This is a genomic window from Rhodococcus sp. 05-2256-B1 (genome assembly GCF_002258465.1).
Classification (GTDB): domain Bacteria; phylum Actinomycetota; class Actinomycetes; order Mycobacteriales; family Mycobacteriaceae; genus Rhodococcoides; species Rhodococcoides fascians.
The window spans coordinates 228,483-246,346 of the sequence record NZ_NOZA01000027.1; the positions used below are offsets into that span (position 1 = coordinate 228,483).

At 64.4% G+C, this 17,864-nt stretch carries 18 protein-coding genes and 1 tRNA gene; 5 read left to right on the forward strand and 14 right to left on the reverse strand.

The annotated features are described in order from the left end of the window. The 3 genes from CH285_RS16550 to CH285_RS16555 all read right to left on the reverse strand — a co-directional run bounded on the left by CH285_RS16550 (nt 1) and on the right by CH285_RS16555 (nt 2,214). The gene (locus CH285_RS16550; protein WP_094644299.1) at nt 1–1,467 is read right to left on the reverse strand and encodes a DHA2 family efflux MFS transporter permease subunit; all 1,467 of its coding nucleotides are present in this window, start codon (nt 1,465–1,467) and stop codon (nt 1–3) included. A 55-nt stretch (nt 1,468–1,522) separates the two neighbouring features. Next, complete coding sequence (locus tag CH285_RS27990) at nt 1,523–1,666, reverse strand: hypothetical protein (RefSeq protein WP_161631816.1); 144 nt, start codon at nt 1,664–1,666, stop codon at nt 1,523–1,525. A gap of 80 nt (nt 1,667–1,746) precedes the next feature. Beyond that, entirely contained in the window at nt 1,747–2,214 is a 468-nt protein-coding gene (locus CH285_RS16555; protein ID WP_094644300.1) for an NUDIX domain-containing protein, read from the reverse strand. A gap of 162 nt (nt 2,215–2,376) precedes the next feature. Here CH285_RS16555 and CH285_RS16560 point away from each other — a divergent pair, with 162 nt between their 5' ends. Further along, nucleotides 2,377–3,018, forward strand: coding sequence for a ScbR family autoregulator-binding transcription factor (locus tag CH285_RS16560; protein WP_027497477.1), 642 nt, complete (start codon nt 2,377–2,379; stop codon nt 3,016–3,018). Here CH285_RS16560 and CH285_RS16565 read toward each other — a convergent pair. After that, a complete protein-coding gene (locus CH285_RS16565; RefSeq protein WP_032370252.1) occupies nt 2,996–3,910 on the reverse strand; it encodes an AfsA-related hotdog domain-containing protein in 915 nt (304 codons plus the stop codon). The two genes, CH285_RS16560 and CH285_RS16565, sit on opposite strands and share 23 nt — an antisense overlap. A gap of 273 nt (nt 3,911–4,183) precedes the next feature. Further along, nucleotides 4,184–4,256 (reverse strand) — tRNA-Asn (locus CH285_RS16570). 182 nt (nt 4,257–4,438) lie between these two features. On the opposite strand from CH285_RS16570, the gene CH285_RS16575 reads away from it, so the two are divergent. Beyond that, a complete protein-coding gene (locus CH285_RS16575) occupies nt 4,439–4,684 on the forward strand; it encodes a hypothetical protein (protein ID WP_027497479.1) in 246 nt (81 codons plus the stop codon). On the opposite strand, the gene dnaG is transcribed toward CH285_RS16575, so the two are convergent. Genes dnaG through CH285_RS16610 form a run of 7 tightly spaced genes read right to left on the reverse strand, consistent with a single transcriptional unit; the run spans nt 4,681 to nt 12,153 of the window. After that, on the reverse strand, nt 4,681–6,597 hold the full coding sequence (gene dnaG / locus CH285_RS16580; RefSeq protein ID WP_032384555.1) for a DNA primase: 1,917 nt from the start codon (nt 6,595–6,597) through the stop codon (nt 4,681–4,683). The genes CH285_RS16575 and dnaG overlap by 4 nt on opposite strands. 42 nt (nt 6,598–6,639) lie before the next feature. Continuing rightward, on the reverse strand, nt 6,640–7,914 hold the full coding sequence (locus tag CH285_RS16585; protein WP_032370250.1) for a deoxyguanosinetriphosphate triphosphohydrolase: 1,275 nt from the start codon (nt 7,912–7,914) through the stop codon (nt 6,640–6,642). Beyond that, nucleotides 7,915–8,631, reverse strand: coding sequence for a YdcF family protein (locus CH285_RS16590; RefSeq protein ID WP_032382766.1), 717 nt, complete (start codon nt 8,629–8,631; stop codon nt 7,915–7,917). A 55-nt stretch (nt 8,632–8,686) separates the two neighbouring features. Then, entirely contained in the window at nt 8,687–9,295 is a 609-nt protein-coding gene (locus tag CH285_RS16595; RefSeq protein ID WP_032374419.1) for a response regulator transcription factor, read from the reverse strand. Beyond that, nucleotides 9,292–10,401: a sensor histidine kinase gene (locus tag CH285_RS16600; protein ID WP_032382908.1), complete on the reverse strand. Its 1,110-nt coding sequence runs from the start codon at nt 10,399–10,401 to the stop codon at nt 9,292–9,294. Before CH285_RS16600 ends, CH285_RS16595 begins: the two co-directional genes overlap by 4 nt. Before the next feature lie 46 nt (nt 10,402–10,447). Continuing rightward, on the reverse strand, nt 10,448–11,242 hold the full coding sequence (locus CH285_RS16605; RefSeq protein ID WP_032389212.1) for an ABC transporter permease: 795 nt from the start codon (nt 11,240–11,242) through the stop codon (nt 10,448–10,450). Beyond that, a complete protein-coding gene (locus CH285_RS16610) occupies nt 11,239–12,153 on the reverse strand; it encodes an ABC transporter ATP-binding protein (RefSeq protein WP_032374420.1) in 915 nt (304 codons plus the stop codon). The genes CH285_RS16605 and CH285_RS16610 overlap by 4 nt, the downstream gene beginning before the upstream one ends. A 122-nt stretch (nt 12,154–12,275) precedes the next feature. On the opposite strand from CH285_RS16610, the gene CH285_RS16615 reads away from it, so the two are divergent. Continuing rightward, nucleotides 12,276–14,303 carry a TPM domain-containing protein gene (locus CH285_RS16615; protein WP_255032533.1) on the forward strand — a complete coding sequence of 676 codons (2,028 nt, stop codon included), beginning with the start codon at nt 12,276–12,278 and terminating at the stop codon, nt 14,301–14,303. Between the two features lie 69 nt (nt 14,304–14,372). Here the strand turns inward: CH285_RS16615 and CH285_RS16620 are convergent, their stop codons facing one another. Continuing rightward, the gene (locus CH285_RS16620) at nt 14,373–15,758 is read right to left on the reverse strand and encodes a glycine--tRNA ligase (protein ID WP_032368169.1); all 1,386 of its coding nucleotides are present in this window, start codon (nt 15,756–15,758) and stop codon (nt 14,373–14,375) included. Nucleotides 15,759–16,003: 245 nt separating this feature from the next. Between CH285_RS16620 and CH285_RS16625 the strand changes: the two genes are divergently transcribed. Further along, nucleotides 16,004–16,414, forward strand: a complete 411-nt coding sequence (locus CH285_RS16625) for an ArsR/SmtB family transcription factor (protein ID WP_032368439.1) — start codon at nt 16,004–16,006, stop codon at nt 16,412–16,414. Next, nucleotides 16,411–16,851, forward strand: coding sequence for a Fur family transcriptional regulator (locus tag CH285_RS16630; RefSeq protein WP_027497490.1), 441 nt, complete (start codon nt 16,411–16,413; stop codon nt 16,849–16,851). The genes CH285_RS16625 and CH285_RS16630 overlap by 4 nt, the downstream gene beginning before the upstream one ends. A gap of 7 nt (nt 16,852–16,858) precedes the next feature. Here CH285_RS16630 and CH285_RS16635 read toward each other — a convergent pair whose 3' ends face one another. Further along, nucleotides 16,859–17,851, reverse strand: a complete 993-nt coding sequence (locus CH285_RS16635; protein ID WP_032382907.1) for an iron-siderophore ABC transporter substrate-binding protein — start codon at nt 17,849–17,851, stop codon at nt 16,859–16,861. Nucleotides 17,852–17,864: the final 13 nt, after the last annotated feature.

The window sequence follows — 17,864 nt, forward strand, 5'->3', positions numbered from 1 at the left end:
TCAGTGACCGCTCTGCACCTTCTTCGGTAGAGCGAACACCAACGCCAACGCAACGACGCTGAACGCGGCACTGACGGCCATGGCCATTGCGGCACCGTGCAGGAATCCGGATCCCACGGTATCGGGGCCGGTGATGGTGAGTGAGCCGAACAGCACACTACCGATGACTGCGATACCGATTGCGGAGCCGACGCGCTGCATCGTCGAGATTACGCCGCTCGCGGCCCCTGCGTCGTCGCGGTCGACGGTTGCGACGATGAACTGCGCATTGGGAGCGATGAACGCGCCGTTGCCCAAGCCTGCGATGAACAGCGGGACCAGCAGAGTCCAATGGGAGATGGTGTCGGCGGAACTGGTCGCCAAGATGATCCACAGCCAGATCAAGCCGATCGACACCAGCGATGCGCCGAGGATCAATACGGTGCGGCCGAGTCGGATCGTCAGCTTGTTGCTCTGCGAGGACGCGATGATGCTGCCGATCGCGAACGGTATCGAGACCAACCCGGACGAGAGGGCCGTATTGCCGAGCCCGGTCTGCCACAACAACGAGATGGTGAAGAAGATGCTGGTGAACGCTGCGAAGTACACCAGCGCGAGAATCACACCGCCGGTGAATGCCGGTCGGGTGAACAGTCGCGGCGGCACGAGCGGATTGTGTCCACGACCGCTGTGGATCACCTCCCACCAGCCGAACACTGCAATCAGGCCCACGCCTGCAGCAATGGTCACGTAGGCCCACAACGGCCACCCGAGCTCCTGGCCTTCGATCAGCGGTACGAGCAGCGCGATGAGGCCGGCGGAGATCAGCACCAACCCGAGCCAGTCGATGCCCGGCCTTGCAGTCGGCTCGGATTCATCCTTCTTCGGCAGCAGAACCGCCGCCGCGATCAGACCGACGATGCCGATCGGCAGGTTGACCCAGAAGACCAACCGCCAGCCGTTCTCCTCACCGAAAGCCTGGATGATCAACCCGCCGACGATCGGCCCCAACGCAGTCGACACTCCGATGACCGCACCCATGATCGCAAATGCCTTGCCGCGCACAGGGCCTGGAAACAGCAGTTGAATGAACGCTGTGACAGCGGGCACGAACATCCCGCCTGCCAGACCCTGAACCACTCGGGCAACCACCAACTGCAGATCGTCCTGAGCGAGTCCGCAGGCAAAGCTGGCCACTGTGAACAGAGCGAGGCCGGTGAAGAACACCCACTTGTGCCCGATCCGATCCCCGACCTTGCCCGCCGGAATCAAAGCGAGACCGAACGCGAGCGCGTAACCCGAGATGATCCACGACAGAACGGATTCCGATGCCTCCAGCGTCGTGCTGATCGTCGGCAATGCGACGTTGACGATGGTGGTGTCGAGCAGGGCCATGAACATGCCGAGCAACAGAACCACCAGGGCTTGCCAGGCGCGCTTGGGTACCTCGATCGCCGGTGGGGTCGCTGACGCAATACCGTCGGTCACTGCACTGCCCTTCGTAGTAGTCGCTGAGCAGTATCGACCGAACGGTCTGGTATTGCTAGCCGATCATTGCGGACGCGGCGAACATCCAGGACAGGCCGGTGGCCAGAGCCACGAACCCCGAGGCCACGATTCGACCTGCCCACTGACCTTCCAGCAGAGCCGTTTCCACGCGAGCCGTGTCGGCGTCGGTCGTTTCCATCGGTGTCATGTTCCACTTCCCACCCTGCATCCGCGGCCGTCGTTTCCGGCCGCCGGATACCCCTGGATTCGACGCCGAAACTAGCGCGACTCCACAATGGCCTCCACTGCGTCGAGAAATGGGTGCTGCGCGGCCAGTAGCTTTGTCCTCGCCAGCGGCACCGAAAACCATTCGATGCGGTCTACCTCGGGAAACGATTGCATCTTTCCGGATTTCGGCGGCCACTCGATCTCGAATGTGTTGCTCATCGCAGTGGAGACATCGAGGTCGGACTCGATCCCGAACGCGGTGACGATCTTCCCGCCGCGCTGTGTGACGGTGCCGAGCTCGATGGGGTTGCCCGCAGGCACCTCGATGCCGACTTCCTCTCGGAATTCACGCTGAGCCGCCGCCCACGGGTCTTCGGCTTCGGTGAACTCCCCCTTCACTATCGACCACGCACCGTCGTCCTTCCGCGCCCAGAACGGGCCGCCGGGATGGGCGATCAGAACCTCCACCACGTCGGCGTTCACCCGAAACAGCAGAATGCCCGCGCTCTTGTTGACCATGTGATGAGCGTGCCATCAATTTGCACGCTTACCGTCATTCCCCATCACCATTCGAGCAGGCCCGCACGGTTCGCCCCTTGGGCATCGACACCGATTTTCGGTGAATTGCCGTCTTTTGACTCGGAGAGTGCCGCGAAAGCGGGTACCAGCTATTGTCTACCGATGCAAGAGCGCGCAGAATCGACCAGGCAGGCCGTACTCGTGGGAGCCGCATCGAGCTTCGACAAGTTCGGCTACGGCACAGCCAGTCTGAGCACCATCATCGCCAACGCCGGCGTCAGCAAGGGTGCGATGTACTTCCACTTCTCGTCGAAGGAAGATCTGGCGCAGGCCGTGATCGAGGCACAGATGGCTCTTGCCACCGCTGCCACCGTCACCATCATCGAAAGCACACCGAAGGCCATCGATGCCCTGATCCTGATCACCAAGGAGTTGGCGCGTCAGCTGCAGACCGACCCCATCGCACGTGGCGGCATGCGGTTGACGTTGGAATCGACGACGGCTCAGAATCCGAATGCGCAATCGTTCGACGACTGGATCGGAATGATCGCGAAGTTGACCGAGCGCGCCCGGACCGAAGGCGACATCGTCGACGACGTGGACACGGCCGCACTCGCCAGGATGATCGTTGCATCGTTCACGGGAGTTCAGACCGTCTCGGAGATGCTCACCGGACGCGCCGACCTCCAGCTTCGGATGACCGAGATGTGGCACCTGTTGCTACCGTCGATCGCCCCTCGCCGGCGACTGGCCCGGATACGAGCGGTAGCCGATGCACCGCTCATCGACTGGAACGATCGCTGAGCGGTAGCCACGGTTCGGGTGTCGCCGTGACGGACATCGCCGAGAGCACGACCCCGTCGTGCTCGAACTGAATGCGGTGAATTCCGTCGGTCGTGTCGCTGTCGACGATGACCGTGCACGGGTTGGCCCATTCGGCGAACCCCAAGAACCTGACCTCCAGGGACGTGAAATCCAGTCCCACGCAACCGGTGGCCGAACGCAACGCCTGACGGGCGGCTTCGAGCATGGTGACGCCCGGTAGGTATTCCACCGAATGATCGAACATCGCCAGGTTTCGCGGATCCGGAGCGACCACGAGCGTCCCGTCCGACGTATGACGAGCCAGTACTACATCGGCGGGGTCGAGACGGCCGACACCGGCCGGTTCCACCACCTCGGTTCCGGCGGGAAGGTACCGGAAGTGTGGGTCGGCCATCGTCGGCTTGCGGACCTTGGAGTAGACGTCCGGTCCGATAGGACGCACGGACGCCGTTCCGGAGGCGACGACCTGACCGCGGTTGAGCAGTCGAGCCGACAGCTTCAGGTTGTCCAGCGACTCGTCCTCGAATGTCCGGTCGGTCGTGATCGACTCGGCGACAAGCGAATCGTCGATGTTGTCGACCGACAGCAGGTCGAGAATGTCGAACCGGAAGTGCTCGATGTAGACCACGTGGTCGAGCGGGACGTCGTGTTCGACGTGACAGAACAGGCTCACCGCCTGCCGTAGCGCCTCGGCGATCATCAACGAATCGTGGGTGCGACGTACCGGCACGAACATGCGATGCGACGTCGGCAGCTGTACCGCCGCACGATGCGTACCGTCGACCGTCTCGTAGTCGGTCAACAGCACGTCCGCCGGAGAGCGCCGATGCACGAGCTGGCGTGGAACGGTGGATGCGTAACTCAAACTCACTTCAAAGCCCCTTAGAACCCGACCGATCCGTCTTTTTCCAGCACTTCCGAGCGTCCCGGATCGCACGAACAGTATGTCGCGAGACACCGACAAAACTGGCATCCGTCGACCTGATTCATTCGATCGATATACAGAAGATTCGGTCACGATCTGATAGCTGTCCGGGACTCTCGGTACCACATGTGCGGTACGTTCTCGCCGACCGACCCGGTCACGGGCGAGCGACCCCGGACAGCAAAAATCCCCGCCCGGACAAGCCGGACGGGGACTGCGCTCCCCCACCTGGACTCGAACCAGGAACCCTTCGATTAACAGTCGAATGCTCTGCCAATTGAGCTATGGGGGATTACCTTGCGGCGTCACACTCTCGTGCGAGCCGTTGGAAACAATAGCGCACACCCCCTTGTGAGTACCAAATCGGGCCCACGAGAGCGCCGGAACAGCTTCCGCTGTGTACCGAATCGCCCTGCTCGAGGTTCGTCGGGCAAGATGGAAGAACGGCCGCACGCTCTACGGAAGGACCCACTGATGATTCGTTTGGTACTGGCGGCTGGAGCTGCATATGTACTGGGAGCCAAGGCCGGACGGGGCCGCTACGAGCAGATTCGCAAGACGGCCAGCGCCGTCGCGTCGAGCCCGGCCACCAAGAAGGCCATCGAGGTCGGCCGTCAGAAGTTGTCCGACTCTCTGAACACGCAGCCGAGACTCGAGCCGATGAAGCCGGTCGACGACGAAGACCAGGTTTTCGTCCCGCGCGATCAGCTGCGGCGCTAACCGACCTCGGCGACGCTTCCCACGGCGAGTTCGAGCAGGCTGCGGCGGTACTGCTCGAGGGCGATGAGATCACCGAACAGGGCGTTGTAGTCGTCCGGCTTCTCCGCAGGCGACATGCGCTGCAGCTTGGACTTCAGTTCGGCGACCTGTTGGCCCACCCACACCTCTTGAAGCCGGGCGAGCACACCGGAGATGTAGCGCGTGAGAGCGTCGTCGGCCACGCGCATCGGATCGACGGCCAACTCCGTCACCAACGACACCACCACGGCGTCCTTGGCCTGCTTGGCCACCGCGTCGACCCACTCCCCACCGCCCAGGCCCGCGGCAGTGCCGCCGGCCGCGGCCACGGCATCACGCACCGCGGCGTACGCCGGATGGTGAAAGCTCTCGGGTGGCAACGAATCGAAGACGGTGCCGGCGACCGCGGGCATCTGCAGCACCGCCTTGAGGGCCTCTCGTTGCGGCCACAGCGTCGGATCGGTGGGGTTCGGACGCGGCGGCCCGGTGGGGGCTTCCGTCGGCGCTGCCTGACGCTTCTCGAAGGGCACGCGTTTACCGCTCGTGTCGCCTCGGGCACCCTTCTTCGCCTCGTCGCGCACGCGGGCGAGCACCATCGCAGTGTCGTCCCAGCCGGTCCACCCGGCGAGCTGCCTGGCGTACTCGTCCCGCAGTGAGGCGTCCTTGATTCGCGCGACCACCGGAACAGTGCGCTTGAGCGCTTCGACGCGCCCCTCGGGCGTGTCCAGATCATGCTCTCGGAGCAGCGATTTGACGACGAAGGCAAACATCGGGGTCCGCCGGGCCACGAGATCGCGAACGGCGTTGTCACCGGATTTCAGGCGCAGGTCGCACGGGTCCATTCCGTCGGGTGCGACGGCGACGAAGGTCTGCCCGGCGATCTTCTGATCCCCCTCGAACGCCTTCATGGCCGCGGCCTGGCCGGCGTCGTCACCGTCGAAGGTGTAGATCACCTCACCGCGAAAGTAGCTGTCGTCCATCATCAGTCGGCGCAGCATCGCGAGGTGGTCTTCGCCGAACGCGGTGCCACAGGACGCCACCGCGGTCTTGACGCCGGCGAGGTGCATCGCCATGACGTCGGTGTAGCCCTCGACGATGACGGCCTGATGCGACTTCGCGATCTCCTTGCGCGCGAGATCCAGGCCGAACAACACCTGAGACTTCTTGTACAGCATCGTTTCCGGAGTGTTGATGTACTTTCCGGGCATCGTGTCGTCGTCGAACAGTTTGCGTGCGCCGAATCCGATAACGTCGCCGCTCTGACTGCGAATGGGCCACACCAATCGGCGCCGGAATCGGTCGATGGGTGTGCCGCGCTTGCCCGGGGTTGCCAGGCCGGCGTCGACTATCTCCTTGGCTTCGAAGCCCTTGCCCAGCAGATGTTTGGTGAGGGTGTCCCAGCCGTCGGGTGCGTATCCACAGCCGTAGGCCAGCGCGGCGTGGCCGTCGAAGTTGCGTTCGGTCAGGTAGTCCCGGGCGGCCTGGGCATCGGGCCCGCTGAGCCGACCGGCGTAGAACTCCTGAGCCGCCGCGTTCGCGGCGATCAAGCGCGCTCGGGTCCCGCGGTCACGTTGGACCGATGGCCCTCCGCCCTCGTAGGAGATCGAGTAGTTCAGCCGATCGGCGAGTTGCTCGACGGCCTCGACGAACGAAATGTGCTCGATCTTCTGGAGGAAGGAGTAGGCATCACCACCTTCGCCGCAGCCGAAGCAGTGATAGTGGCCATGATTGGGCCGAACATGGAACGACGGGGACTTCTCGTCGTGGAAGGGGCACAACCCCTTCATGGAGTCGCCGCCCGCGCGCTTGAGCGAGACGTAGTCGCCGACTATGTCTTCGATCCGTGTGCGTTCGCGAATGGCGGCAATGTCACGTTCAGGAATTCGGCCGGCCACGACTGGAGTCTAGCGTCGAACAAGACGCCCGACACCCGTCGATCAACCCCAGCTGGCCTGAGCCCCGAGCGACCGCTTATCCACCAGTTCGAGTCGACTCTCGGTGTACGACGCGATCTGATCGACGACGACGCGAGTCCGTTCGGCGTCGCTGGACGCGCGTTGCCACGCGGGCACCAGGATGGGATCGAGTTCGCCCGGCGCCGAGCGCATCAACCACTCGGCGACGCGATGGATCCGGTCACGTTGACGTTCCTGCCGAATCTTGTGCCCAGCGTCGGACATGACGTACCGCAGTGCCATGGTCTTGAGCAGAGCCACTTCGGACGCGACGATCGACGGCACCACGAGGTCGGCGTCGTACCTCGTCAACGCTGCCGTGCCGTACTTCTGGCGGGTTCCGTCGATGGCAGCCGTGGCGAATCGCCCGACCAGCTCGCTGGTCATGTGCTTGAGCGCCACGGACGCGGTGAGAGTGCCGTCGTATCTGCCGACCGCGACGACGACGTCCATCTTGGACAACCGGCTCGCCGCCTCGATCAACTCGTCGACGTCGAGTCCGCGGAACTCCGACACACCGAGTTCGGCCAGTGCCCGCTGCTCGATCGGATCGGACAGTGCGCGCAGGTCGATTCTGGCGTCGATGACGCCGTCCTCGACGTCGTGTACCGAGTAGGCGACGTCGTCGGACCAATCCATGGTCTGCGCTTCGAGGCACTTGTGCTTGTCCGGTGCACCGTCGCGTACCCAGCCGAGAATGGCCGAGTCGTCGTCGTAAGCACCGAATTTCGCGCCCGGCGCGGGCCTGGTCCACGGGTACTTCATCGCGGCGTCGAGGGCGGCGCGGGTGAGGTTGAGTCCCGCGCTGTTGCCGTCGGAGTCGAGGATCTTGGGCTCGAGGCCGGTCAGGATGCGCAGATTCTGCGCGTTGCCCTCGAATCCACCGCAATCCTGGGCCACCTCGTCGAGGGCCCGCTCGCCGTTGTGTCCGTAGGGAGGATGACCGATGTCGTGTGCCAAGCCCGCCAGATCGACCAGATCGGGGTCGCTGCCGAGCCCCTCCGCGATGCTGCGCCCGATCTGCGCGACCTCGAGCGAATGCGTCAACCGGGTGCGCGGGGTGTCGCCGTCGCGGGGCCCGGTCACCTGAGTCTTGTCCGCAAGACGACGCAGGGCAGCACAGTGCAAGACCCGCGCCCGATCTCGCGCGAACGCACTCCGATGCGAGGCGTTGTCCGCCCCGGATCGAAGCCCAGCGGTCTTGGGCGGTTCGGGAACGAATCGTTCGACGTCATGCTCGGAGTATGTGCCGGTCATCTACTGGCCTGCCGTGTAGGAGAAATCAGCGGTGAAGTGCGTCAACTGGTACCACAGCAGAGCGCCTGTCTCCCTGGCTATTCCGTGCGCCTGCGACTCGCGGGTGTAGACGGCAGGCCCGGTGCGGGTGGGCGAGGTCCACGCATCGAGATCGGCGTCGCGCGCCATGGTTCGGGTGCGCAGCGAGTGCCACGGATCGCTGACCAGAACCACCGATGTCTTGCCCTGATCTCGTAGCGTGGCGCTGACGGCTTCGATGCTTTCGAGGGTGTCCGATCCCGTTTCGACGGCCACGATCGCGTCGGCAGGCACGCCCTGATCTATCAGGTAATTGCGACCCGACGCCGCCTCGGTGAACAGGTCACCTTCCTGCTTGCCGCCGACGGTGACGATCTCGGGAGCGATGCCCTGCTCGTACAACGAGGCCGCCTGCGCCAAGCGTGCCTCGAACACCGTCGAGGGCGTACCGCTGTACTGCGCCGCACCGAGTACGACGATGGCGTCCGCCGCAGTATGGTCGTCGATCCGAGCCACCTGCCACACACGCACCGCGGTGCCTGCCACCAGGACGAGGGCCATCAGTATCACTCCCGCGACCAACCGACCCGTCCAGCGTCCGAGCGTTCCGAAGAAGCCCAGCCGCTCGGGACCGGGGTCCGGGGCATACCGGTCGTCGTACGGGTCGCCGTACGAATCTCGGTCGAGAGTTGAATTCACCCCTCGAGTTTGCCAGGCCCGCGCATCTTCGGCGCTCACGGCGCGCCTCGGGAGGTCAGAGCCACCCGCGGTCCTCGGCGACTCGGACCGCTTCGGCCCGGGTGCTGGTGCCGGTTTTTCCGATCGCCGAAGAGAGATGGTTGCGCACTGTCCCTTCGGACAGGTGCACCTGCGCCGCGATGGCACCGGCCGTTCCACCCTTCGACGCTGCGCGAAGAACTTCCTGCTCACGGGCGGTCAGCGGGGAGACGCCCTCGGTGAGCGTCTCGGTGGCGAGGGCGGGATCGACGACGCGCAGTCCCATGTGGACCCGTCGTACGGCGTCGGCCAACTGTTTGGCTGGAGTGTCCTTGACGACGAATCCGGAGGCTCCGGCATCGATCGCACGGCGCAGATATCCCGGCCTGCCGAACGTCGTGACGATCAGCACTTTCGACTCCGGTACCGCCTGAGCCAGCTCGGCGGTGACGTCGATGCCGTTCTTGCCCGGCATTTCCACGTCGAGCAGCACGACGTCGGGTCGATGTTCGAGAACCGCCGCCACCACTTCGTCGCCTCGTCCCACCTCGGCGACGATGTCGAGGTCGTGTTCGAGCCCCAACAATGCTGCGAGGGCACCGCGCACCAGCGCTTGGTCGTCGGCCAGCAACAGTCTGATACTCATGGTGCCGAGACCTCCACCTTGAATCCGCCGGTCGGAACCCGGGCGACCGTCAGTGAACCACCGGCAGCGCTCACGCGTTCACCCAACCCGCGGAGCCCGTTTCCTCCACAGTGTTCCTCGGCCGGCCCGCATCCGTCGTCGACGATGGAAATGCTCGAGGGCGTCAGCATCACTCGGCAGTGGCGTGCGTGGGAGTGTCGCACCACGTTGGTCACCGCTTCGCGCAGGACCCAGCCGAACAGTTCGCGGTGTCGCAGTGGAACGACGTCGGCATCCGCGGGCAGCTCGACGTCGATGGCGGCGGCCACCAGAGCTGTTCGTGCGCTTGCCAGTTCGGTGCCGATGTCGATTTGCCGCATGCCGCCGACAGTGCTGCGCACATCGGCGAGTGCTTGCCTTGCAAGGGTTTCCACCTCGGCGATCTCGACAGCTGCTCGGGCAGCATCGATCTCGAGCAATCTGCCGGCCAGTTCACTCTTGACAGTGATGACGGTCAGGGAATGCCCGAGAATGTCGTGCACGTCTCGGCTCATCCGCTCACGTTCGGCGACGATGGCCAGATCCGCCAATTGCTGCCGCGCCACGGCCAATTCGTGGTTGCGCTGGAAGACCTGGGTGATACCCCACGCGGCGGCCGAGCTGATCAGCAACTGAAACGCGAAAAAGTTGTCGGGCTCCCAGGACGGGATGACCCGCGGTGCCACTTCGATGGCCACCACCATCACCGCGACCAACGTCCACGCCTGCCGAACCGGCAGCGTCATCATCGCCAGCACCGCGATGTAGATCGTTGCGCCGAATCCGGTGGTTCCGATCAGCGCGCTCATCGCCGCGGTCAGGGCCAGCATTGCCGCGAGCGCAATCCAGGCCTGCCGTACCGGCAGCGGGTGTCCGCGGCGGTGACCGTTGCGAAAGCGCCAGAAGGTGGCCGTGAACACGACTCCGAACCCGACGATCGCGGCAATACCGAGGACCCGTGCCGCCACAAATTCCAACGACAGAATCTCGTTCAACGGATAGATCAGGTATATCAGCCAGATGGCTCCGAACATCCAGCCGTACCGCCAAACCCTGCCCTCGGGGAGGTCGGCGGTGAACGTGGTCATGTCGCCCACGGTATCTCCGTGGGCGACACGATCGGTGGTTTCCGCGTCAGGCACGCTTGGTGTCTTTCCGGAACAGCAGCGCCGCTCCTGCGATGAACACCACCGCCCACACCACCAGGTTGACCACTGCGACGGCGAGGATGCCTGCGTCGGCCGAGGTGAACGGAGCCCGGGCCACAGTCGCCAGACCGTACAGCGGGGTGAACTTCGCCAGCATCGGGAACCAGCCGCTGTCACCGAGCGGGACGAACAATCCGCCGGCCAGGGCGAGGAAGGCCAGTACCGGTCCGAGGATCTGCATGACGTTCTCCGAGGGCAGCAGGTACCCCATGAACAACCCGAATGCGGCGAACACCGCAGATCCGAGCCACGCGATCACTCCGCACGCGAGCCACACCCAGATCGGCATGTCGGCTCCGAAGAATGCCGCGACGACGAACACCACGACGATCGCTGCAGCACCCATCGTCATGGCGACGAGCATCTTGGTGACGATGTAAGCGACAGGTTTGAGCGGAGTCAGTCGCAGCTGCCTGCTCCAGCCCTGAGCGCGTTCGACGGAGACCATCGCTCCCCCACTGGTGGTGGCCAGCATCGCTCCGTAGACGGCCATGCTGATGGCGATGTAGCCCGTGACATTGCCGTGCGCGAAAGGATAGTTGGTCCGGTAGTCCGACTGCGTACCGAAGATGACGAAGAACACCGGCGGCATGACCAACGTGAAGACCAACGTGCGCTTGTTCCGGAACAGGCGACGGACTTCGAGTCCGAGGAACGTGGGCGAAAATCCGCCGTACGCAACGGCTCTGGCAGCGGTGGGGCGGGGCGAGGTCGTGGTCATCGGATACTCCCGGCGAGTTCGGTGTCGGCATCGGTGGTCAGAGCGAGGAACGCGTCCTCGAGGTTCCGCGAGACAATTTCGAGATCGGTCGCGTGCGCGTCGTTGAGCAGGTAGCGGGCAACGCAGTCGGAGTCGCGTCCGTGCACGATCACCCGGTCGCCGCGCGTCTCGACCCGGTCGACTCCGGGAAGAGCGAGCAACATTGACCGGTCGACACCGGGCAGAGTGGCGGTGACCGTGCGTCCCGCCGCGAGGTTCTTGACCTCGGCGGCGCTGCCGTCGGCGACGATCTTGCCGTGCCGCACCAGGACAATTCTGTCGGCGTAGGCATCGGCCTCGTCGAGGTAGTGCGTTGCGAACAGCACTGTTCGGCCGGTACTCGCGTCCTGGCGAATGGCGTTCCAGAAGTCACGTCGACCCTCGACGTCCATGCCGGTGGTCGGCTCGTCCAACACCAGCAGATCCGGGTCGGGCAACAGTGCAAGTGCGAATCGCAGTCGCTGTTGCTGGCCGCCGGAGCACTTGGCCACTCGCCGGTCGCCGATGTCGGCGATGCCGGCCCGAGTCAGGACTTCCTTCACCGACCGAGTTCGGGCGAACAGCGCCGCGGTCAGTTCGACGGTTTCGCGGACGGTCAGGTCGCGAAGAAGTCCGCCGGTCTGCATCACCGCCGAGATGCGCCCCTGAGCGATGGCGTCGGCCGGAGTTCCGCCGAACACCGACACCGTCCCGGTGGTGGGTGTGGCCAGGCCGAGCATCATGTCGATGGTCGTCGTCTTCCCGGCACCGTTCGGTCCGAGAAAAGCGACTACCTCGCCCGGCTCGATGGACAGGTCGATCCCGTCCACCGCACGGACCGATCCGTATGTCTTCGTGACGCCTCGCAGTTCGACTGCCTTCGTTGTGGTCATGACAGTTACTCTGCTGCGATCCGAGCCCGACCACCTCGACCGAGCGTCACGATTGCACGATGACAACTGTCATGGATCGACCTGCTCGTTTCGGACACCCTGGAGCCGGTAGATTTCAGCGCATGGCAGTCCAGCACCGGCGGTATTCCAGCGCCACAGTCCGTAGGTCGGTCCATCGATTCCGTCGCCTCACCGCAACAGGTGCTCTGACCTTGTTCGCTGCGGTTCTCCTCGCCCCCGGCGTCGCCTCCGCCGAGGCACCGTCGCGCCTCGCCACCCAGATCACCGACAACGTGCAGGCACTCGATCCCGACTCGCTGGCCGAGGTGCAGACGTCCATCGACGACCTGTACGGCGGCAGCCAGGTCAGGCTGTGGGTCACCTACGTTGCGGATTTCGACAACATGTCGGCGGCGAACTGGGCCGAACAGACATACCAACGGAGCGATCTCGGCCAGCGTGACGTCCTGCTCGCAGTGGCGACCGTCGATCGGTCGTACTACCTCGGCGTCAACACCGGGCTCTCGCAGATCACCACGGCGGAGCAGGACGACATTCGTGTCAACGACGTCGAACCTGCGCTGGGCGAAGAGGATTGGTCGGGAGCGGCCATAGCTGCGGCCGGCGCTCTCGGCGAGGCCTATGCGTCGAGCGGCGGAGGTGGGTCGTCGGCACCGCTGCTGATCGGTGTCGGGGTGTTGGCCGTCGCAGGCGGCGGAGCTGTTGTCTACTCCTCACGGCGCAAGAAGGCTCGAGTGGCCGCCGAGGTGGAAGCGGTGGCGAAGATCGACCCGAGCGACCCGGCAGCATTGGCCCAATTCCCGATCGACGTTCTCGACACCCGCGCCAAGGAAATTCTGATCGAGACCGACAACGCCGTGCGAGCCAGCGAGGAGGAATTGACCTTGGCCCGAGGCGAATTCGGCGATTCGGCAGCCGCTCCCTTCATCACGGCGTACGACAACGCAAAGAAAGCTCTGGCCTCTGCCTTCGAGATCCGTCAGCGGCTCGACGACGCCATTCCTGAAACCCCCGATCAGCGACGGGCGATGCTCGTCGAAATCATCTCCTCGTGCGGCCAGGCAGATCGCGAACTCGACTCTCGGGTCGAGGAATTCGACGGATTCCGCGACCTCGTCATGAACGCCGGTTCGCATCTCGACGAGCTCACCCAAGCCATCATCGGCTTGACGGTGCGCATTCCGCAGTCCGAAGCCGTACTCGCTCAACTGCATTCGGAATTCTCCGAGACCGCATTGAAATCGATTGCCGACAACGTCACGATGGCCAAGGATCGAGTTGCGCTGGCCGAGGAGAACATCGAAGCCGGCCGCAAGGCCGCAGCACTGCCGCCCGGTAAGCAGGGCCCGGCCGTCACAGCGATTCGGACCGCGGAACGAGCCGTCGATCAGGCGAAGTCACTGCTCGGCGGAGTCGACCACGCCCGCGACGACATACGGCACGCAATAGCCACCCTGCCCGACGCCATCGCGGACGTCCGCCGGGACATCGAGCAGGCTCGCGGACTGGCCGAACACGGCGGCACCGAACTGCAGGCGGCGATGACTGCGGCACAGACGGCATTGAAGAACGCCGAGACGGCACAGTCGAGCGATCCGCTCGGTAGTTACACCGCCCTTGCCGCAGCAGATTCCGAACTCGAGAAGATCGTCGACGAAGCGTCGGCGGAGAAGGCCGCCGAGGATCAGCTGCGTGCGCGTCTGGAACGCGATATTGCGGCTGCTCAGGCGCAGATCACTGCTGCTGCGGACTACATCTCGACGCGCCGCGGCGGCGTGGGTGCCGATGCTCGAACGCGTTTGTCCGAAGCCGAACGGCATCTCGGTGCAGCTCGTCAGCTCGAGCCGGACAATCCCGACGAGGCTCTCAAGCACGCGCATGCCGCCAGCCAATTGGCTTCGCGCGCATCGCAGATCGCCCAGTCCGATGTGCAGAACTGGGAAAATCGGCACGGCCCACGCGGCGGCAGTAGCGGCGGCAACGTAGCAGGCGCCGTGCTCGGCGGAATCCTGATCAACAGCGTGCTGCGCGGAGGCGGAGGCGGATTCGGTGGTGGATTCGGCGGCGGGGGCTTCGGCGGCGGTGGAGGCGGAGGCGGCGGCTTCGGTGGCGGCGGCGGCCGCTTCTGATTCGACCCAGACATGCGACAGGGCCCGATCTCTCACCGAGAGATCGGGCCCTGTGTATTGCCTACAGCCCTACGCGCCGATCAGACGGGCGGCGATGTAGCCCTCGACCTGATCGAGAGCCACGCGCTCCTGTGCCATCGTGTCGCGCTCACGAATGGTGACGGCGTGGTCGTCGAGGGTGTCGAAGTCGACGGTGATGCAGAACGGGGTACCGATCTCGTCCTGGCGACGGTAGCGACGGCCGATGGCTCCGGCATCGTCGAATTCCACGTTCCAGTACTGACGCAGTTGCTGCGCAAGATCTTTCGCCTTCGGCGTCAGATCGGCGTTACGCGAGAGCGGAAGCACCGCGACCTTCACCGGGGCAAGACGACGATCGAGCTTGAGCACGACACGCTTGTCGACACCGCCCTTGGCGTTGGGTGCCTCGTCCTCGGTGTACGCATCGACGAGGAATGCCATCAGCGACCGAGTCAAGCCGGCGGCCGGCTCGATGACGTACGGGGTGTAACGGGTATCGGTGGCCTGCTCGTAGTAGCTCAGGTCCTGGCCGGACGCCTTCGAGTGCACCGTCAGGTCGTAATCGGTGCGGTTCGCGACGCCCTCGAGCTCACCCCAGGCGCTGCCCTGGAAGCCGAAGCGGTACTCGATGTCGACGGTGCGCTTGGAGTAGTGCGACAGCTTTTCCTTGGCGTGCTCGTACAGCCGCAGGTTCTCCGGATCGATGCCGAGATCGGTGTACCACTTCATGCGGTAGTCGATCCAGTACTGATGCCACTCGTCGTCCTCGCCGGGCTTGACGAAGAACTCCATCTCCATCTGCTCGAACTCGCGTGTGCGGAAGATGAAGTTTCCCGGCGTGATCTCGTTGCGGAAGCTCTTGCCGATCTGGCCGATGCCGAACGGCGGCTTCTTGCGTGAGGTCGTCAGCACGTTGGCGAAGTTGACGAAGATGCCCTGGGCGGTCTCGGGGCGCAGGTAATGCAGCCCCTCTTCGTTGTCGACCGGGCCGAGGAAGGTCTTGAGCAGGCCGGAGAATGCGCGCGGCTCGGTCCACGAACCGGGCTCACCGGTCTCCGGGTCGCGGATATCGGCGAGTCCGTTCTCGGGCGGGTGGCCGTGCTTCTCCTCGTAGGCCTCGATGAGGTGATCGGCACGGTAGCGCTTGTGGGTGTGCAGCGACTCGACGAGCGGATCGGAGAACGTCTCGACGTGGCCGGAGGCCTCCCACACCTGGCGCGGCAGAATCACCGACGAGTCGAGCCCGACGGTGTCGTCGCGGCTGGTGACCATGTTGCGCCACCACTGCTTCTTGATGTTCTCCTTGAGCTCGACGCCGAGCGGACCGTAGTCCCAGGCCGACTTCGTACCGCCGTAGATTTCGCCGCACGGGTAGACGAGACCTCTGCGCTTGGCGAGGTTGGCGACGGTTTCGACCTTGGACTTGGGTGCCACTGGCGGAGCTCTCCATCTTCGGTTACATCGTGTAAGAGGTGACGTGGGCGGTTTTCGCCCTGATCAGACTATCTGGCTCGGTCGTCGATTCCGAACAGCGGTCGGGCACCGAAATTGACATGCGCACCTGTGCATATCACAATGAATATGATTTGCAATAACGATGACTGCACTAGCCTGAGTTCATGACGTCGACCGTGCAGGGAGAATTCGACAACCGACCGGTGACCGAAGGAGCCGCAGCCATGTCCACGGTGCACACCCACAGAACCGACTCGTCCATGGAGACGGCGGCGCATCTGCAGGATCCGGAACGCCCGGTGCACGACGACCCGTTCGCCGCCGCTCCCCCGGCGTTACTTCCGCCGAAGGAGACCCTGGCCGCGGCCGGTGACATCCTGCGTGCACTGGCCGCACCGGTTCGGATCGCCATCGTGCTGCAGCTCCGAGAATCCGAGCGCTGCGTTCACGAACTCGTCGTCGCCCTCGGTGTGACACAGCCGTTGATCAGCCAGCATCTGCGGGTTCTCAAGGCGGCCGGCGTGGTCCGCGGAGAACGTAACGGCCGCGAGGTCCTGTACCGGCTGGTCGACGACCATCTCTCCCACATCGTCGTCGACGCCGTGGCTCACGCCGAGGAAGGCCGAAACCTGTGACCGAGAAGACGACCGATACCGCCACTCCGAGACGACCCGTCGTAGTCGGAGTACGAGCCACGAAGCAACGCAGTGCGATCTCGGATCTGCTCGACACCATCGAGGAGTTCAAGTCCGCGCAGGATCTGCACGACGAGCTGCGCAAGCGCGGTGAGGGGATCGGCCTGACAACCGTATACCGCACACTGCAGACCCTTGCCGACGCAGGAACGGTCGACGTTCTGCGTACGGACAACGGCGAGTCGGTCTACCGGCGTTGCTCCTCGGGCCATCATCACCACCTGGTGTGCCGAGCATGCGGATTCACCGTCGAGGTCGAGGGTCCCACCGTCGAGAAGTGGTCGCAGAGTGTCGCCGAGTCCAACGGCTTCAGCGACGTGAGCCACACCATCGAGATATTCGGCACCTGCAGTCAGTGCAGCACGGCCGGTCACTGAACAGCTCTCACCCCACCGCACCCGCCAGGCGAGGCACCACCGAATCGATGGCGAACGGAATGGACAGCACCGAGTTGTACGTGATCGCCCCACGCTGATCGGTGGACAACGGAACGATCGCGTCGTTGCGGGCGGCTGTCAGTGTTCCGAAGATCGGGTTCTCGGCCACGACGTCGATGTCGTCGCCGGTGCCGAGATAGAGCACCACATCGGCGTCGAGCGTGGAAATGTTCTCGGCCGAGACCGGAACGAAGAAATTGGTGCCGTTGTCCTCGGCCAGGATCGGGTCCGGAATCCCGAAGCCCAATGACGTGACGAACGTCCCCCGCGCGTCCCCCGGCAGATATGCGCCGAACTGACCGTCGTACGGAAGTACCACGGCGGCAGTCTTACCCGCGAACTCCGGATGTGCGGCTCGAACCTGTTCGAGTGCAGCCGTGGTCTGGGTGTTCAGCTCCTTGCCACGATCGGATTCGCCCATCGCCCGGGCGATGGTGTCGGTGGCCACCTCGCGATCGACGGCGTATGCCGCCGATCGGGCCGGTCGAGCGACGGTCGGGGCGATATCGCTGAGTTGCGCGTAGGTGGCCTCGTCGAAGCCGGCGTTCAGCCCGGTGATCAGATCCGGTTGCAGAGAAGCGATCAGCTCGAAGTTCGGTTCGGACTCCGAGCCCAGCAGCGTCAGTGGTGCGTCGCCCACCAACTCGTCGGTCCACGGACCGAGTCCGGTCTCGTAGAAGGTGTATCCGGTGTTTCCGACCGGGACGGTTCCGAGCGCGATGACGGCATCGGCGTCGGACACCCCGAGCGTGACTATGCGGGTGGGCTTCTCCGGAACGGTCGTGCTGCCGTAGATGTGGTCGATGACCACCGGGAAAACACCGTCCGCAGACTGGGCCGCGCTGTCGTCGGGTTCTGCTGTGGAGCAGGCAGTTGCGGACGCGCCGATGGCCATCACCGCCACCACTGCCGTCAGCATTCTGGACACTCGAATCGCCATTGCAACCGCCTTC

What these genes read in the sequence shown, in the direction of transcription:
- CH285_RS27990 (WP_161631816.1), bottom strand. Translation starts at nt 1,666, where the DNA reads ATGGAAACGACCGACGCCGACACGGCTCGCGTGGAAACGGCTCTGCTG.
- CH285_RS16555 (WP_094644300.1), bottom strand. Translation starts at nt 2,214, where the DNA reads ATGGTCAACAAGAGCGCGGGCATTCTGCTGTTTCGGGTGAACGCCGAC.
- CH285_RS16560 (WP_027497477.1), top strand. Translation starts at nt 2,377, where the DNA reads ATGCAAGAGCGCGCAGAATCGACCAGGCAGGCCGTACTCGTGGGAGCC.
- CH285_RS16575 (WP_027497479.1), top strand. Translation starts at nt 4,439, where the DNA reads ATGATTCGTTTGGTACTGGCGGCTGGAGCTGCATATGTACTGGGAGCC.
- CH285_RS16585 (WP_032370250.1), bottom strand. Translation starts at nt 7,914, where the DNA reads ATGACCGGCACATACTCCGAGCATGACGTCGAACGATTCGTTCCCGAA.
- CH285_RS16595 (WP_032374419.1), bottom strand. Translation starts at nt 9,295, where the DNA reads ATGAGTATCAGACTGTTGCTGGCCGACGACCAAGCGCTGGTGCGCGGT.
- CH285_RS16600 (WP_032382908.1), bottom strand. Translation starts at nt 10,401, where the DNA reads ATGACCACGTTCACCGCCGACCTCCCCGAGGGCAGGGTTTGGCGGTAC.
- CH285_RS16605 (WP_032389212.1), bottom strand. Translation starts at nt 11,242, where the DNA reads ATGACCACGACCTCGCCCCGCCCCACCGCTGCCAGAGCCGTTGCGTAC.
- CH285_RS16610 (WP_032374420.1), bottom strand. Translation starts at nt 12,153, where the DNA reads ATGACCACAACGAAGGCAGTCGAACTGCGAGGCGTCACGAAGACATAC.
- CH285_RS16615 (WP_255032533.1), top strand. Translation starts at nt 12,276, where the DNA reads ATGGCAGTCCAGCACCGGCGGTATTCCAGCGCCACAGTCCGTAGGTCG.
- CH285_RS16625 (WP_032368439.1), top strand. Translation starts at nt 16,004, where the DNA reads ATGTCCACGGTGCACACCCACAGAACCGACTCGTCCATGGAGACGGCG.
- CH285_RS16635 (WP_032382907.1), bottom strand. Translation starts at nt 17,851, where the DNA reads ATGGCGATTCGAGTGTCCAGAATGCTGACGGCAGTGGTGGCGGTGATG.